This is a genomic window from Mycobacterium sp. E3305, assembly GCF_001666785.1.
In the GTDB taxonomy this organism is placed as follows: Bacteria; Actinomycetota; Actinomycetes; order Mycobacteriales; family Mycobacteriaceae; genus Mycobacterium.
The window spans coordinates 1-15,029 of sequence record NZ_LZJA01000034.1; the positions used below are offsets into that span (position 1 = coordinate 1).

At 67.2% G+C, this 15,029-nt stretch carries 16 protein-coding genes, 1 tRNA gene and 2 pseudogenes; 13 read left to right on the forward strand and 6 right to left on the reverse strand.

Annotation, left to right across the window (positions count from 1 at the left end; translation table 11 throughout):
* Positions 1-176: pseudogene (locus A5701_RS03890) on the reverse strand (ABC transporter permease); the annotation flags it as partial.
* A gap of 31 nt (positions 177-207) precedes the next feature.
* On the opposite strand from A5701_RS03890, the pseudogene A5701_RS03895 reads away from it, so the two are divergent.
* Both A5701_RS03895 and A5701_RS03900 read left to right on the forward strand, forming a co-directional pair.
* Positions 208-822: pseudogene (locus tag A5701_RS03895) on the forward strand (ABC transporter permease); the annotation flags it as partial.
* Positions 823-1,422 (forward strand): putative glycolipid-binding domain-containing protein, encoded by a 600-nt coding sequence (locus A5701_RS03900; protein ID WP_067748773.1) that lies wholly within the window; start codon positions 823-825, stop codon positions 1,420-1,422. It begins immediately after the preceding pseudogene.
* On the opposite strand, the gene A5701_RS03905 is transcribed toward A5701_RS03900, so the two are convergent.
* Complete coding sequence (locus tag A5701_RS03905) at positions 1,385-2,323, reverse strand: prephenate dehydrogenase (RefSeq protein ID WP_067748776.1); 939 nt, start codon at positions 2,321-2,323, stop codon at positions 1,385-1,387. The genes A5701_RS03900 and A5701_RS03905 overlap by 38 nt on opposite strands.
* A gap of 147 nt (positions 2,324-2,470) precedes the next feature.
* Here A5701_RS03905 and A5701_RS03910 point away from each other — a divergent pair, with 147 nt between their 5' ends.
* The 4 genes from A5701_RS03910 to A5701_RS28730 all read left to right on the forward strand — a co-directional run bounded on the left by A5701_RS03910 (position 2,471) and on the right by A5701_RS28730 (position 5,074).
* A complete protein-coding gene (locus tag A5701_RS03910) occupies positions 2,471-2,992 on the forward strand; it encodes a tRNA adenosine deaminase-associated protein (RefSeq protein ID WP_067748783.1) in 522 nt (173 codons plus the stop codon).
* Entirely contained in the window at positions 2,989-3,447 is a 459-nt protein-coding gene (locus A5701_RS03915; protein WP_067748786.1) for a nucleoside deaminase, read from the forward strand. The genes A5701_RS03910 and A5701_RS03915 overlap by 4 nt, the downstream gene beginning before the upstream one ends.
* A 29-nt stretch (positions 3,448-3,476) precedes the next feature.
* Positions 3,477-3,566 (forward strand) — tRNA-Ser (locus A5701_RS03920).
* A 113-nt stretch (positions 3,567-3,679) separates the two neighbouring features.
* Positions 3,680-5,074, forward strand: coding sequence for a hypothetical protein (locus tag A5701_RS28730; RefSeq protein WP_231972761.1), 1,395 nt, complete (start codon positions 3,680-3,682; stop codon positions 5,072-5,074).
* A gap of 11 nt (positions 5,075-5,085) precedes the next feature.
* Here A5701_RS28730 and A5701_RS27215 read toward each other — a convergent pair whose 3' ends face one another.
* The 4 genes from A5701_RS27215 to A5701_RS03940 form a co-directional block, all read right to left on the reverse strand.
* Positions 5,086-5,583, reverse strand: coding sequence for a hypothetical protein (locus A5701_RS27215; RefSeq protein ID WP_082950102.1), 498 nt, complete (start codon positions 5,581-5,583; stop codon positions 5,086-5,088).
* A 54-nt stretch (positions 5,584-5,637) separates the two neighbouring features.
* The gene (locus tag A5701_RS03930) at positions 5,638-7,275 is read right to left on the reverse strand and encodes a DUF4185 domain-containing protein (protein ID WP_067748789.1); all 1,638 of its coding nucleotides are present in this window, start codon (positions 7,273-7,275) and stop codon (positions 5,638-5,640) included.
* A 120-nt stretch (positions 7,276-7,395) separates the two neighbouring features.
* Positions 7,396-8,529, reverse strand: a complete 1,134-nt coding sequence (locus A5701_RS03935) for a 1,4-beta-xylanase (RefSeq protein ID WP_067748793.1) — start codon at positions 8,527-8,529, stop codon at positions 7,396-7,398.
* A gap of 117 nt (positions 8,530-8,646) precedes the next feature.
* Positions 8,647-9,090: a TM2 domain-containing protein gene (locus A5701_RS03940; RefSeq protein ID WP_067748796.1), complete on the reverse strand. Its 444-nt coding sequence runs from the start codon at positions 9,088-9,090 to the stop codon at positions 8,647-8,649.
* A 143-nt stretch (positions 9,091-9,233) separates the two neighbouring features.
* On the opposite strand from A5701_RS03940, the gene A5701_RS03945 reads away from it, so the two are divergent.
* The 7 genes from A5701_RS03945 to A5701_RS03975 all read left to right on the forward strand — a co-directional run bounded on the left by A5701_RS03945 (position 9,234) and on the right by A5701_RS03975 (position 14,858).
* Entirely contained in the window at positions 9,234-9,566 is a 333-nt protein-coding gene (locus A5701_RS03945) for a PE domain-containing protein (protein ID WP_067748799.1), read from the forward strand.
* A gap of 87 nt (positions 9,567-9,653) precedes the next feature.
* A complete protein-coding gene (locus A5701_RS03950) occupies positions 9,654-10,040 on the forward strand; it encodes a DUF2237 family protein (protein WP_067748802.1) in 387 nt (128 codons plus the stop codon).
* A 71-nt stretch (positions 10,041-10,111) separates the two neighbouring features.
* Positions 10,112-11,383, forward strand: a complete 1,272-nt coding sequence (locus tag A5701_RS03955; protein WP_067748805.1) for a sulfotransferase — start codon at positions 10,112-10,114, stop codon at positions 11,381-11,383.
* A gap of 19 nt (positions 11,384-11,402) precedes the next feature.
* Positions 11,403-12,644, forward strand: coding sequence for an MBL fold metallo-hydrolase (locus tag A5701_RS03960; RefSeq protein ID WP_067748808.1), 1,242 nt, complete (start codon positions 11,403-11,405; stop codon positions 12,642-12,644).
* A complete protein-coding gene (locus tag A5701_RS03965; RefSeq protein ID WP_067748811.1) occupies positions 12,641-13,390 on the forward strand; it encodes an SDR family NAD(P)-dependent oxidoreductase in 750 nt (249 codons plus the stop codon). Before A5701_RS03960 ends, A5701_RS03965 begins: the two co-directional genes overlap by 4 nt.
* Positions 13,391-13,405: 15 nt before the next feature.
* Positions 13,406-13,885 (forward strand): VOC family protein, encoded by a 480-nt coding sequence (locus A5701_RS03970; protein WP_067748814.1) that lies wholly within the window; start codon positions 13,406-13,408, stop codon positions 13,883-13,885.
* A 1-nt stretch (position 13,886) separates the two neighbouring features.
* Positions 13,887-14,858 carry an LLM class flavin-dependent oxidoreductase gene (locus A5701_RS03975; RefSeq protein ID WP_067748817.1) on the forward strand — a complete coding sequence of 324 codons (972 nt, stop codon included), beginning with the start codon at positions 13,887-13,889 and terminating at the stop codon, positions 14,856-14,858.
* Positions 14,859-15,029: the final 171 nt, after the last annotated feature.

Genomic DNA, 15,029 nt, shown 5'->3' on the forward strand with positions numbered 1-15,029 from the left:
GTGCCCCGACCGGTGTGCCCGATGACGAGCCCGACGGGGACGGCGATCAGGGCCGAGGCGCCGACCGCGACGGCGGTGTACTCCAGATGCTCCAGGATGCGCGCCGCGAGCCCGACCGGACCCGTCCAGTTGTCGGCGGTCAGCAGAAAGGAGACGGCCCGCGCCACGAAGTTCATCGCGCGCCCCCCACGATCGGGGCGACCACCGACCGCCGTCGCGGTCGGCGCCTCGGCCCTGATCGCCGTCCCCGTCGGGCTCGTCATCGGGCACACCGGTCGGGGCACCCTGCTGGTGGTCGGTGCGGTCAACGGGCTCCGCGCACTGCCGACCCTCGGTGTGCTCTTGCTCGGCACGCTGCTGTTCGGGCTGGGCCTCGGGCCGCCCCTGGTCGCGCTGATGCTGCTGGGGGTGCCGGCGCTGCTGGCCGGCACCTATGCGGGCATCGCCAACGTCGAGCCGACCGTGGTCGACGCCGCGCGCGCGATGGGCATGACGGAGGCCCGGGTGCTGTGGGTGGAGGCGCGCAACGCGCTGCCGTTGATCCTGGGCGGGTTGCGCAACGCGACGCTGCAGGTGGTCGCGACCGCGACGGTTGCGGCCTACGCCAGCCTCGGCGGGCTCGGCCGCTACCTCATCGACGGAATCAAGGAGCGCGAGTTCCACCTCGCCCTGGTCGGTGCCTTAATGGTGGCCGCCTTGGCGCTCGCGCTCGACGGGCTGCTGGCGTTGGCGGTGTGGGTCTCGATGCCGGGCACCGGTCGACTGCGCCACACTTATCGGACACTTCCCTCGCGCATCGCGGGCACGATTTACGGTAGGTGAGTGAACGCAGATTCCTCTGATTCGACTCGGCGCGTGTGGCAGGCGATGCTCACTTGGCGTGCACAGGACGTATCGCGGATGGAATCGGTACGAATCCAGGTGTCCGGCAAGAGGATCAAGGCCAATGGCCGCATCGTCGCGGCCGCCACCGAAACCAACCCGGCGTTCGGCGCGTACTACGACCTGCAGACCGACGAGACCGGCGCCACCAAGCGCCTCGGCATGACGGTCACGCTGGCCGAACGCGAACGGGTGTTGTCCATCGCCCGCGACGAAGAGAACATGTGGCTGGTCACCGACCATCAGGGCGAGCACCGCGCGGCGTACAACGGCGCCCTCGACTGCGACGTGGTGTTCAGCCCGTTCTTCAACGCGTTGCCCATCCGGCGGCGCGGCTTGCATGAACAGGCGGACTCGGTGACGCTGCCGGTGGTCTACGTCAACCTGCCCGACATGTCCATCACGCCGGACATCGTGAGCTACACGAGCTCCGGCGGCACAGAAGGCATCAAGCTGCGCTCCCCGGTCGCCGACACCGTCGTCAGTGTCGACGAAGAGGGGTTCATCGTCGACTATCCAGGCTTGGCAGAGCGGATCTGATCACCCCGCCCGCCCGGCCGGCGGCGGCCAATTCCTCGCGCCAGTTCTCGGCGCCGATGATGACGTGGAAGATGTCCGAACGCGGGAAGCTGTCGTAACGCGTCCGGGCGGCGTGGCCGGCCTCGACGAGTTCGGCCACCGTATTGTTCGCGGCCAGCGACTCGCGGGCCCGGCTCAGGAGCTCGATGACCCGGTCGGCAGCCGGTATGAGCTGGTCGGTGTTCCCCTCGCACATCGCCCGCACCAGGTCGGGGGCGGTTGCCGCGACCCGCGTCCCGTCGCGGAACGACCCGGCGGCCAGCGCGAACGCCAGCGGCACCTCCCCGGCGATGACCGCGAGGGCCTCGGCGAGCAGGTGCGGCAGGTGCGAGATGGCGGCCGCTGCGGCGTCGTGGTCGTCGGACCTGGCCGGCACCACCACCGCGCCGCAATCCAGCGCCAGCGTCATCACCATCGACCACACAACGGGGTCGACGTGGTCGTCCACGCTGATTACCCACGGCGCCCGGGTGAACAGGCCGGGGTGGCCGGCGGCCCAACCCGAGTGGGCGGTACCCGCCATCGGGTGGCCCCCGACGAAACGTTCCTGAAGACCGGCGGCGACGACCTCGTCGAGCACCGCCCCCTTCACGCTGGTGACGTCGGTCAACGGGCAGGCCGGGGCCAGTTCGCCGATGTGGGAGAGCATGCCGGCCAGCGCCGGCATGGGCACCGCCAGGACGATCAGCGCGCCGGTGTCCGCGGCGCGGGTCAGCGTCGCCGTGAGATCGGTGGTGGCGTCGAAACCGTCGGCGGCGGCCACCTTCGCGCCCTCCACCGACCGGTTGTAGCCGAAGACTTCCCGGCCCGCCGCCGTGGCGGCCCGCATGATCGAGCCTCCGATCAGCCCCAGCCCGAGCACGCAGACCGGCGTTTGAGAAACAGGGCTAGCCACAGACCAAGGTTGGCACAATCCGGCGGCGGCGGTGCGTCCAGATGTCGCCGCGCCCCCGCCTTCGTCGCGCTCCGTCTGGTCAGGGGGCCTGGTCTGCGACTACCGTAAGCGGCCATGGGAGCACAACGGGCCCCAGCCCAGGGCCTGTCCGCCGACACGCCGGACGGTTTCGGCGTAGCGGTCGTACGCGAAGAGGGCCAGTGGCGGTGTTCTCCGATGGCCCGTAAATCCTTGATGAGCCTCAAGGCCGCCGAGACGGAGCTGCGGGAATTGCGCAGCGCCGGCGCGGTGTTCGGCCTCCTCGACGTGGATGACGAGTTCTTCGTGATCGTGCGCCCCGCGCCGTCGGGGACCCGGCTGCTGCTGTCGGACGCCACCGCCGCACTGGACTACGACATCGCCGCCGAAGTGCTCGACAAGCTGGACGCCGACATCGACCCCGAAGACCTGGAGGATTCCGACCCGTTCGAGGAGGGCGACCTGGGGTTGCTTTCCGACATCGGGCTGCCGGAGGCGGTGCTGGGCGTCATCCTCGACGAGGCCGACCTGTACGCGGACGAGCAGCTCGGCCGCATCGCCCGGGAGATGGGCTTCGCCGACCAGCTGTCGGCCGTGATCGACCGCATCGGTCGGTGATCGCCGACGAAGATCTGATCCGTGCCGCGTTGGCGGTCGCCGCGACTGCGGGCCCCCGCGACGTCCCCATCGGCGCGGTGGTCGTCGGCGCTGACGGGATCGAACTGGCCCGCGCGGTCAATGCCCGCGAGGCCCTTGGCGATCCCACCGCGCACGCGGAGATCCTGGCGCTGCGCGCGGCGGCCGGCGCGGCGGGTGACGGCTGGCGGCTGGAGGGCGCCACGCTGGCGGTCACCGTCGAGCCGTGCACCATGTGCGCCGGAGCGCTGGTCCTGGCCCGCGTCGGCCGGCTGGTGTTCGGCGCGTGGGAACCCAAGACGGGCGCGGTCGGATCGCTGTGGGACGTGGTCCGCGATCGGCGGCTCAATCATCGGCCGGAAGTGCGCGGCGGCGTGCTCGCCGAAGAGTGCGCCGCACCGCTGGAGGCTTTCTTCGCCCGCCAGCGATTGGGGTAACGGGCCGACGGTTCGGTAAGCTGCTCCGCGGTGGCGTGTCCGAGCGGCCTAAGGAGCACGCCTCGAAAGCGTGTGACGGCTAACACCGTCCGAGGGTTCAAATCCCTCCGCCACCGCCAAAGACCTGCACCCGCTAAGGCGGGGGAGGGCCGCCGCGCGCGTGTGCCGGGCTTTCGTCCGGAAGCACGCGCGGGAGACCGTCTTGAGCAGACCGGTGACGTAAAGTCGGCGCGTGCGGCCGGTTCTTCGGGGTTTCATTCGTGCAGCCGCCGGGCTCGGCGTGGTCGCGGCGCTCCTGGCGGTGTCGAGTGCCTGCACCACCCACAAGCACGATTCGGCCTCGAGTCGGCCGACGCTCACAGCCGCACCGACGGAAGGCGGGGACTGCGCGCCGGATCGGTTGGCGCGCTGCATACCCGGGCTGGCTGATTTTCAAGACGACCTCTTCAACCGCGTCAGCGTCTATGCGCCCCAAGCGGGCTTCGGGTCCGAGCCTCCCTTCGGCGGACGCGAGTCCACGCCTGCAGACTGCCAACGTCTGCCACGGTTCGGCGCGACCGACAAACCGGAACTGGATGTGGAATACAGCCCCGCCACGGACGCCAACGGTCACGTTCCGAGCAATCGATTCCCGGCGAACGGCGGCGATTCCGTCCGGGTCCGGTTCACCGCTGCGGGCGAGGGCGATGACGTCAGCAGCGAGATGGCGGCATGGTCGCATCGGTGCCCCATGTGGGCGGTTGCGCACCCGATGGACAACGGCGGCGTCCAGGGTTGGCTGGTCGGCGAATCCAGCCAAACGCTGGCGCAGTATCAATCAGGCGACACCGGACCCCAGTGGCCCAACGTCGTCAATATGGCAGCGACCGTGCTGCCCAGCCGGGTGACGGTGCAGGCGTGGTATCGCACGCCCGATCCGTCGGCGGCCTCGCGCAATCAGCTTCTTTCGGAGTTGATCGGCGCGGTAGGGCGATCTCGGCCGCGCTCGGCGCTGCCGCCGATGCTCGCCAACTGGAGCCAAGCCCAGATCTCGACGCTACTTCCAGCGCTGGCGGTTAACACCGACATCGAGACCGCCTCTGCTGACAACGGCGCCCTCACCAGCGGCCCGGGCGGCGCATCGTGGTCGCTCTGCCCGTCCGGTGGCTCGGTTCCCGCCCCGCGCTACGATCCCCTGGTCGGCTGGCAGGACTTCGACCAGTCGAAGTGGGACAAGCCCGGGAAACCGCCCCGTCCCAAAGTGATGATCGGCCGCGCGCATGCCGGCGACGATTTCCTCACCGATCTCCGGCGTGAAATCGCTACGTGCACTGCGCATTTAGCGGACAAGCCGGCACTCTGTGGGGACCGCGAAAACCGCCAGACCCTCGAGACGGATTCGGCTGTCGCCGAAGGTGAGGACACGGTGCGGTTGACACACCGGTGGATGCGGGTAGTTGATGTCCGCGGCCATGGAGTGTGTGGTGAAGGCGTCGAGGCGCTGAGGGTCACCCAGGTGCGAGGACTGATCGTCGTCAGCAGCTCGAGCGATGGCGGATGGCTGTTCAAGGGGGACACACCGCCTTTGCCGCTGAGCGCCCTCGACGAGCTTCTCGCCGAGACGGTACGCAGGGTCAAGGCTGCGTGAGCGAGCCGATTTCACACATGCGGCAGCCAACCGGAGCCGTGCGGCGACAGGACAAAGCCACGCCCCTGCGGGTCTTTGCATGCGGTCATGCCTGAATCGTCGACACCGCAAACGAAGCCATTGACCGTGAGAGAGTGAGCTGGCGGAAGCGTTTTGACGGACTGGCCGGCCACGATACGTGACGGTTCCCCGCCACTCGTCTGGTTAAGCCCGCTAGTGGTTCCTATCCAGTTGACGCCACTGATTCCCGCCGCCGGGTTTGACGCCGCGGGCGGTATGGCCGGCAAGTTATTTCCGCTACACGACGCCTGGTCGAGCGTGAACTTGCAGACGATGCCATCAGGCGTGAGAAAGTACACCGTCGGTTCGGGCTGCCGTCCCGGGTTTGGCACCAAGACCTCGTAATCCTTGACGTTGGCGGGAGCGTATCCGCTCAAGTCGGGGAAGCTGAGCGCGTCGGCGTGTGCGACACATGTACCTGCCAGAGCGGCGCCCACAAGTGCGCTCATGCCGGTGAGTGTCGTTGTTGTCATTTCGTTCCTCGACTCTGCTGGTTCAACGGGTCATTGGAAGGGGTTGACTTGAAATTCTCGAGTTTGATAGGGCGTTCCGATCGGCACACCATTCGCTTCCGTGCCCGTATTCCACTGACTGACAAGCAGTTTCAAGTCATCCAACGTTGAGCCGGGCACAATGTATCCCCCGTAGGGCTGGGGCAGAAACTTTGGTGCGCCCGGGTCGCCGTTCTGCGCGACGACAGTGGTCGGCACGTTGCCGAAAACGCCGGTCGGATTGGGTCCGACCCGTACTTCCATGCGCCCGCCTTGGGCGTCGACATTGAATCCCGACAAGACCGGCTTGCCACCGATCTCCCGAAAACTGAGCTCGCCGTAACGGTCTGTCGTCACCGGCGTGGCCTGTTGCCCTGCCTGTCCCCAGGCGTTCCCGGTCCACGGTCGCCAACTGTTGCGATCGAACACCTTATCCGGGTCTGCTTGATACATCGTGACACCTCGGCTGCGGTCGAAGGAGTCGGCCGCGATGTACACCTTGCCGTCAGAGCCCTTGTATCCGCTGACCTGAGTGGGCGCGTCTCCCGCGGCCCGGAAAGAACCCGGCACCATGGTCCATCCCTTGCCGGGGTCGCCGTTGACCTCGACTAGCCACGAACCTGCGGGCTGGAGGTTTCCCTTGGTGCCCGTAACCATCATGTACGTCTTGTCGCCCAGGGTGATCGTTCCTGCGGGAAGCGTGTCGTCGATGCCGGCTTTGACCGCTTCGGCCGGCATCGTGAATAGCTCGTGACCGCTGTCCTTCGCTCCGGTCAACGGCGCTCCGAAGTGCGGGCGTCCGTCGGCGTCGAAAGTCACCGGCACGGCCACCGATCGATAATGATCACCTTCGCCAACTTTGTTGCCTGAGAACGAATCCCCGAAGATCGCAAGGAATCTTCCCGGTTGCCCGGGCACTTCGACGATCTCGCCGAGGTCCGCGGCCCCGATCCCCGGGATCCCGGGAATGCCTCCGGTCCCGGCGATCGGGCCCAGATCTCTGACCTCGCCTCGCAAGGGGCGTTCCACTATGTCGTCGATGGCAGGGGGCGGGTCGTAGCCTTCGGTGTGCAATGAACCGAGCGCTTTGTGCAGGGTGTCGGAGTAGGCGTTGCGGATTGATTCCATCTGTTTGATGGCATCGCGGACGTCGTCGACGGCGTCGGCGTGGGCACCTTCGATCAATTTCAGCAGTTTGTTGCGTTCCTGCTCGGGCAGGTCCAGCTTCAGATCCTCCTTCGCCGCGCCGATCAGCTTGTCGAGAAACTGCAAATGATGGTCCAGGCTGGCGATTTCTGCGGAGCCCTGCTTCTGCGCGTCGGCCAGCGCGGCGGCGATATTTTCCAGGTCGGCGCCGATCTTGGGCAATTGCTCGGATTGCGCGCCAAGCGATTTTGTTACCCGCTGAACTTCGGAGGAGTCGTTGATCGGATTGTCGCCGTTCTCGTGATTCCACGACGCCTCGAAGCGCTTTCTGGCTTGCTCGAATGCGTGGTCGGCTTCGGCAGAGTGTCGGCCGGCGTTATGAAACGCCTCCGCCAGCCGCGAGATCTGGAACGGGCTGCCCGCCTGCAGGCTCTGGTTGACCGCCCAGGGGTCACCGCCCGCCGCCCCGATCAGCTCCGCTTCGCTCAGATTCGCCAGCGCCATCGCACGGTCACTGGCCGCTTGACAACAAGAACATCGCCGGCCCCCTCTGCGAAGCAAGCGTACCGCCGCATCAGGGCCGGTCGACGGCGAATTCGCCCGCCCGGTCGAGCCGAGGTTGATCTAAGCCTGCGTCCCGGCGAGCTTTCGTGTCGTCAGCGCTTCGGTGTCCTGGAAGGGCCGGCCGTCGGGGCGGAGCAGGTCGTGAAACCAGACCTTCGGAATCGCGGTGTACGGGTGATCCCACGATTCCCACGGGAAGTAGGTCTGGGTCTTCCCGGCGACCAGACCCCAGTTGATGGCGCCGACGTTGTGGCGCTTGGCAATTGGCAGGATTCCTTCCACGGTGCTACCCCGCGGCCTGGCCATGTACTCGGTGCAGAGGATGGGCCTCCCCAGCGGGGCGAGCTCGCCGATCCGGGACTCGAAGCCCGCGGGTTCGGCATAGGAATGGAACGTGACCACGTCCGCGTTGGCCAGCTGGATGTCGCTGATGGCGCTGCGCCCCTGGGGTTGTCCCCAGTCGCCGCGCCACACGCCGCTGGTGAGCGGCTGGCTGGGGTCGACGGCGCGCGCCCATCGGAACACCTGGGGGAGCAGGTTCCCGACGAGCTGTTCCTTGTCGCTGCGCTCGGTGCTTCGGTACACCTTCGCCGGGTTGTCGGGCTCGTTCCAGAGGTCCCACCCCAGGACGCGGTCGTCGGTGCGGAACTGCGTCAACACCCCGGTGACGTAGTCGCGCATGACAGCCGCATAGCGGGGATCGCCAAGGCGTTCGGCGCCGGGGCTCTGCACCCAGCCTGAGTTGTGCACGCCGGGGGCCGGCGCGCGCTGCCGCCCCGCCTTCGGCGCCGGATCCCAACACGAATCGAAGAAGACGAACAGCGGCTTGATGCGATGCCGCGCGGCGATGTCGACGAACTGAGCCAGCCGCGTCTGAAAACCCCGTTGATCCTGAGCCCAAAGCTGATCGTGCAGGAACACCCGGGCGGTGTTGTGCCCATAGAACCTGGCCCAGCCGAGTTCGGCGTCGATCCGGCGCGGATCGAAGGTGTCGGGCTGGAACATTTCCAGCTGGTTGATCGCGTTGGAGGTGATGTAGTTGGATCCGACCAGGAAGCCCTGCGCCTGATACCAACGGTTGGCGCGTTCGGCGGGCCATCGGCCCGCTTCCTCCGCCGAGGCGCGTGGCACCCGGGCGAGCGCGGTGCCTGCTGCCAGCAAAACCGGCAGCTTGAGGGCCGTTCGTCGTTGCACGATGTGACGATAAATTTTCCCGGCGATTTCCCCGGGATTTGCCCAGCGCGTCGCGCCGGCTTGACGGGGGAATTGTTATCGCCCCGTCACCTGGCGCTCGTTGGCCCTACCCGCGGGCTAGCGCAACTTGCGGCCGTAACTGTCCTTGACGCTGCCGGTGAACATCATGATCGCGTCGACGATGGCCCAGATGACGCTCGCGAGCAGGACGGGAAAGCCCAGAAAGCAGAAGAGCGTGAACACCGTGCCGAAGATGCCGAGACAGAGTTGCGCGACGGCGATTCGAGTCGAGTCGAGGTAGAAGCGGCCGGCGCCGAACAGCCCGAAGAACAGCTGCAGCAAGCCGGCGGTCGAGGCCGACTTGTCCGACAGCGGTAGTCCGGTGACCGGGTCGCGGCCGTAGGGCGCGTGGGAATCGCCGTGACCGGCATAGCCGGGATACGGCGGATAACCAGGGTATGGCTGCGCGGGCGGCGGAAAGCCCGGCGGCGGAGGCCCGGGCGGCCGCCGGCCCCAGGGTGGCTCATCGGACGGGTTTCCCTGCGGGTCCGGCGTCGACATTGGCCCGAGTTAACCCCGGCACCGGCACCGCGTCCACCTCGGAAGCCCTTAACTCTTTCTCAGGCAAAGATTTGTAGACGCCAATAGTTTCCTATTGCTACTATCGCATCACGACATCATCACGACTCGGTGAGGAGCGATCCGTGCAGGCACTGTCATTCGATGCGGCCGCCGCCGGAATCGGGACGGATGTGGTCCGCGGCGCCGCTCAACGCCTGCAGGCCGGTGCCGCCGCATCGCCGGCGACCACCGCTTTGCTGCCGGCCGGGGCCGACGAGGTGTCCGCGCAGGCGGCCCTCGCCTTCGCCGCCGAAGCCTCCGCCTTCCTGGCACTGAACACGGCGGCGCAAGAAGAGCTGGTTCGGATGGGCACGGCGGTGGTCGACATCGCCCGGATGTATTCGGAGGTCGACGCCGCAGCGGCGGGCAGCGTGCTTGCGGTGCGCCCGCTGGCGACCTACCGGATGGCCGGATAACCACCGAGGCCGGCGCCGGCAAATTCGCGCCGGCGGAGACGGCAAAGTTACTTCAAACTTCACCCTCGAGAGCGCGATACTGAAACCGTGCCCGATCGAAACGTGCTAGGCGGTCCGCTGGAATCGTGCGGCACGGAACCACTGACCGGTTACTACCGTGACGGCTGTTGCTCGACGGGGCCCGAGGACATCGGCCGGCACACGATCTGCGCGGTCATGACCGCCGAATTCCTCGAGCACCAGCGTTCCATCGGCAACGACTTGCTGACTCCGGTCCCCGAATACCGATTCCCCGGCCTGCTGCCCGGTGACCGCTGGTGCGTGACGGCGCTGAACTGGCTTCGGGCGCACCAGGATGGCTGCGCCGCGCCGGTGGTGCTGGCCTCCACGCACGAGCGCACGCTCGAGGTGGTGCCTCTGGAGACGCTGGAGGAACACAAGGTCGACGTGCCCGACGACTTGGCGAATCTCTAGGGGCCACGGGGGATCGACGCCCCGGCTCTGTGTCATATTTCTCTTCGGCGACACGTCGAAAAGAGGATCCGGTGGGCTCTGCCGTTGATGACATCGACTTCGATGACCTCACCGCGCCCAAGCTGACCGACGTCCAACGTCAGATTCTGGACTTCACCGAGGCCAAAGTGGTCGACCTCGACATCGACCGGATGCTTGCGGAGGCGGTCGAGCAGGCCGGGCTGGAGCGGGGAGCCGACCTCGACGACGTCGACGGCTTCGCCGGTCGGCTCGCCGCTCACGTCGCCGCGATCGACGGCGACGAGGGCCTGCGACAGCTGACACGGTCCTCGCTGCGGCAACGAGTCGTGCGTCTGCTGCGCAACCGGTTGTCGCTGACCGAACTCCTCAAGCGCTACCCGGAAATCGAAGCCATCCCGATCGAGAAGCCGTTCATCGTCGTCGGAATGCCCCGGTCGGGCACCACGCATTTGGTGAATCTCATTGCCGCCGACCCGCGCCGTCGGGCGTTGCCGTACTGGGAGAGCCAAGAACCCATTCCCGCCCCCGGGCAGGGCCCCGACATCTCCGGCGTCGACCCGCGTTACGCGCGAGCCAAATCCGAGCACGACGCGCTGATGGCCAGCGCGCCGTTGGTCGCCGCCATGCACGACCGATTCCCCGAGGCGATCGAGGAAGAGGTCGAGCTCCTCGACCTCGATCTGGCCGCCTACGTCCTGGAATGGCATGCACGCGTGCCGGACTGGCGCGATTACTACCTGGGCCTCGACCAGAGCCGGCACTACGCATACCTACGGAAGGTGCTGCAGGCCTTGACCTTTCTGCGGGGCCCGCGGACCTGGATCCTGAAGAGTCCGCAGCACTGTGAACAGCTCGGCCCGCTCATGGCGACGTTTCCCGACGCGACCGTGGCCTTCACGCACCGCGATCCCGTGGCGGTGATCCAGTCGGCGATCACGATGATGGCCTACTCCGATCGACTGCGCCGAACCAGCATCGAGCCGGACTGGCTGGTGGACTATTGGAGCGACCGGGTGCACCGACTGCTCAGCGCGTGCGTGCGCGACCGCGACCTGGTGCCGGCCGAACGCAGCATCGACATCAGTTTCCATCAACTGAACGGCAACGAGATGCCGGTCCTCGAAAGCCTTTATCGCTGCGGCGGCGTCGAACTGACACCGAAGGTGCGGGCTCGCTTCGAGAAGTATCTGGACGGCAACCCGCGGGGCAAACACGGCCGCATCCGCTACCACCTGCACCGCCACTTCGGCGTCACGCCCGACGAGTTGCGCGGGCGCTTCGACTTCTACTTCGACAAGTTCGACGTCCAGGCCGAGACCTAGCTGGAAGGCAACGACAGCGATGAGTTCCGATCCGATCTACCGCAGCCGGCCCGGCGCCGACGCCATGCGGCCCGCTTCCGCCGAACGGGCGGAAGAGGTCGCGCCCGGGCTGTGGTGCTCACCGGGGCTCTCGAACTCCTACCTACTCACCACGCGTGACGGCCGGGTGATCGTCAACACCGGCATGGGTTTCGAGGGCCCGGTGCACCGCGCGAACTTCGACGCCGTCGATCCCTCGCCGGTGCGCTACATCGTGCTCACGCAAGGACACGTCGACCACGTCGGCGGTTTGGACAGCGTCCGCGACCCGGGGACGACCGTCGTCGCCCAGGCGAATTGGACGCTCTGGCGAGACGACAACGAACGACTCATTCCGTATCGCGCCAGTCGCAGCGCGTTCGCGTTCAAAGAGACCCTGGCCACCGGCATCCAAGCCATTCAACGGCGGTTGGGTAGCACCCGGTTGGCCGGCCAGAGCGTTCCCGTCGTGGACCTCGATTTCGAGGACACCCTGACACTAGAGGTCGGCGGCCGGCGGTTGGACCTGATCGCCGTGCCCGGCGGCGAAACCACCGACTCCCTGGTGGTGTGGCTGCCGGACGAGCGGATTTGCCTATGCGGGAATGTCTTCGGTCCGCTGTTCGGACACATTCCCAACCTGGTCACTATTCGCGGCGACCGGTATCGCGACGCCCTTACCGCCATCTCCTCGGTGGAGAGGGTGCGTGACCTGCGGCCCGAACTCCTGGTGACTGGTCATTTCGAACCGATAGCGGGCTCCGAGCGCATTCATGCCGAGCTGACCCGGCTGCGCGACGCGATTCGGTACGTCCACGACCAGACGGTCGAGGGGATGAACGCGGGCAAGGACGTGCGAACCCTGATGCGGGAGATCACGCTACCCGCGGAATACGAAGTGGGACAAGGCTATGGGAAGGTGGCCTGGGACGTGCGGGCCGTCTGGGAAAACTACTCCGGCTGGTTTCACCACGAGTCGACCACCGAGCTCTATCCGGTCGGGTTCGACGCCGTCGCGGCAGACGTGGTCGAGCTCGCCGGGGCCGACGCTTTGGTGGGCCGGGCGCGGGAACACCTTGCCGCCGGTCGCCCGCTGCAAGCCATCCATCTTGGCGAGCTCCTTCCGTCCGACCATGCCGGGGCTCGGGCGGTGCTACGCGAGGCACACGGAGAACTGTTGGCCGCCAGCACGAACTTCTGGGAGACCGCCTGGCTGAAGAATCAGATAGCGAGGAACTCATGACGGCACGGGTCAGCTTCGACTTCACCGGCACCACGGCGCTGATCACCGGCGGCACCAGTGGGATCGGGCACGCGACCGCCGTCTTGTTCCGCGACGCCGGGGCCCACGTCGCGGTCACCGGAACGAGACCGGCGGCCGCCGACTACCAGGCCGATCTGTCCGGCATGGAGTATCACCAGCTGCAGATCAGCGACCCCGATTCGGTGGACGCGCTGGCGCGGAAGTTCACCAGCCTCGACGTGCTGGTCAACAACGCCGGTGCCAATTTCCCCGGCGGCCTTGACGAATCGAAGCCGGACGGATTCGAGGCATCGGTCGCGCTGAACCTCACCGGACCGTACCGGTTGACGCTCGGGCTCTACCGCGCGTTGAAGGCGTCGACGGCGGACGGCGGCGCCAGCGTGGTGAACCTGGCGTCGATGTCGGCGCTGCGGGCCGTCCCCTTGGTGCCGGGATACGGCGCGGCGAAGGCCGGGATCGTCTGCGTCACCAGGAACCTCGCGGTCAAATGGGCCGGTAAGGGGATTCGGGTGAACGCGGTGGCGCCCGGCGCCATCGACACCCCGATGACCGCACCGATGCAGGGCTCGGCCGAACTGGTGGAGTCCGAGCTGGCGCACATCCCGTTGCGCCGCTTCGGTTCCGTCGGCGAGATCGCCCCGACCATCGCCTTCTTGTGCACCGAGCAGAGCAGCTACACCAGCGGCGCGGTGTTCGTCGTCGACGCCGCCTCAGACTGCGTCTGAAAACCGAGGAGACACATGACAAGTGCCCTGCGCCCCGAGGATTTCTACCACACCGGCGTCATCGTCCCCGACCTCGACGCCGCCATGGCCCGGCTCAGCGCGCTGGCCGGCTACCGCTGGATCGCCCCGATGACCTACACCCTGCCGTTCCGCACGCCGACCGGCGTCCGCGAGTTGACGTCCACAATCGTTTACTCACTGCAGAGCCCACACCTGGAATTGGTGCAAGAGGTGCCCGGGACCCCATGGATGGCCGCGCCGGGCAACGCGGTTCACCACCTCGGCTATTTCAGTGACGACCTCGCCGCGAGCGCCCAAGCGCTCGAGGCCAACGGCTTCGCCCTCGAGATGACGGCGGACGTGCCCGGATCCGAACTCGGGCTATTCGCTTACTACACAGACTCTTCGGGGGCGCGCATCGAGATCGTCGATCGGGCGCTGTTCCCGGACTTCCCCGCCTTCCTGCAGTCGATGGCCGCCCCACAGGAGGCGTGACGTGTTGCTAACGGTGCTGCGCTTCAACTTCGCCTCCCCGCACGGCGAACCCCGCACGCAGAGCAGGCTGTTGTCGGCCGCCCTCGAATTGGCGCAGTGGGGCGAGGCGCACGGCATCACCTCGATCAGCGTCGACGAGCATCACGCGACCGGACACGGCTGGAGCTGCAACCCCATCATGGCGGCCGCGATGTTCTTGGCCCGGACCTCGACGCTGATCGCCAGCGTGGATTGCGCGCTGGGCCCGCTGTGGAATCCGGTCCGGCTCGCTGAGGACATCGCGCTGGTCGACAACATGAGCCGCGGCCGCCTACACACCACGGTGGGCCTCGGCTATCGTACGGTCGAATATGACGTCATGAGGACCGATTTCGCGCGCCGAGGCGCGCTGATGGACAGCCTGCTCGAACGGATGCTGTCGGTGTGGTCGGGCCCCGATGCCGACGCGGGAATCTGCACCGGCACCTGGACCCGACCGCATCCACCGCTGTATGTCGGTGGCGGCGCGCGCGCCACGGCGCGACGGGCGGCCCGCTTCCGGCTGCCGCTCAGCCTGGCGGATCACCTGCCCGACATCGCCGCCTACTACCGTGAGCTGTGTGCCGAGGCCGGCATGACGCCGCTCATCCTCATGCCGGGCCCGGTGAACCGCGGGATGATCTTCCTGCACGAGGACCCCGACCGCGCGTGGGCGGAGCTCGGTGACCACATCCTTTGGGAGGCAGTCACTTACGGCGGTTGGTCGACCGATCAGCGGTCGCTCATGCATTTGCCCGGGGTGCAGACGCTGGACGAGGTCAGGGCGTCGGGACGGTACCGCTTCCTTACCCCCGACGAGTTGATCGCGGAGGTGCGTGACGCCGACGATTACGGCCCGCTCGTGCTGCACCCCCTGGTTGGTGGCATGCCGGTGGACGAGGCCTGGAAGTCGGTCCAGTTGCTCACCGAGAAGGTGCTGCCCGCCCTCAGCTAACTCGCCGAACCCCTGATTGCCCATAGGAATAAGGGGTATGCGACCGGGCATGACAAAAGCTCGAAAAGCACTGGCGCTCATCGGGGGCGCCGCGACACTTGGATTGGTGCTCACCTTCGGTGGCGGCGCGGGCGCGTCCGCCTTGGCAAGCAATGCTCCCGCGGCGCCGCC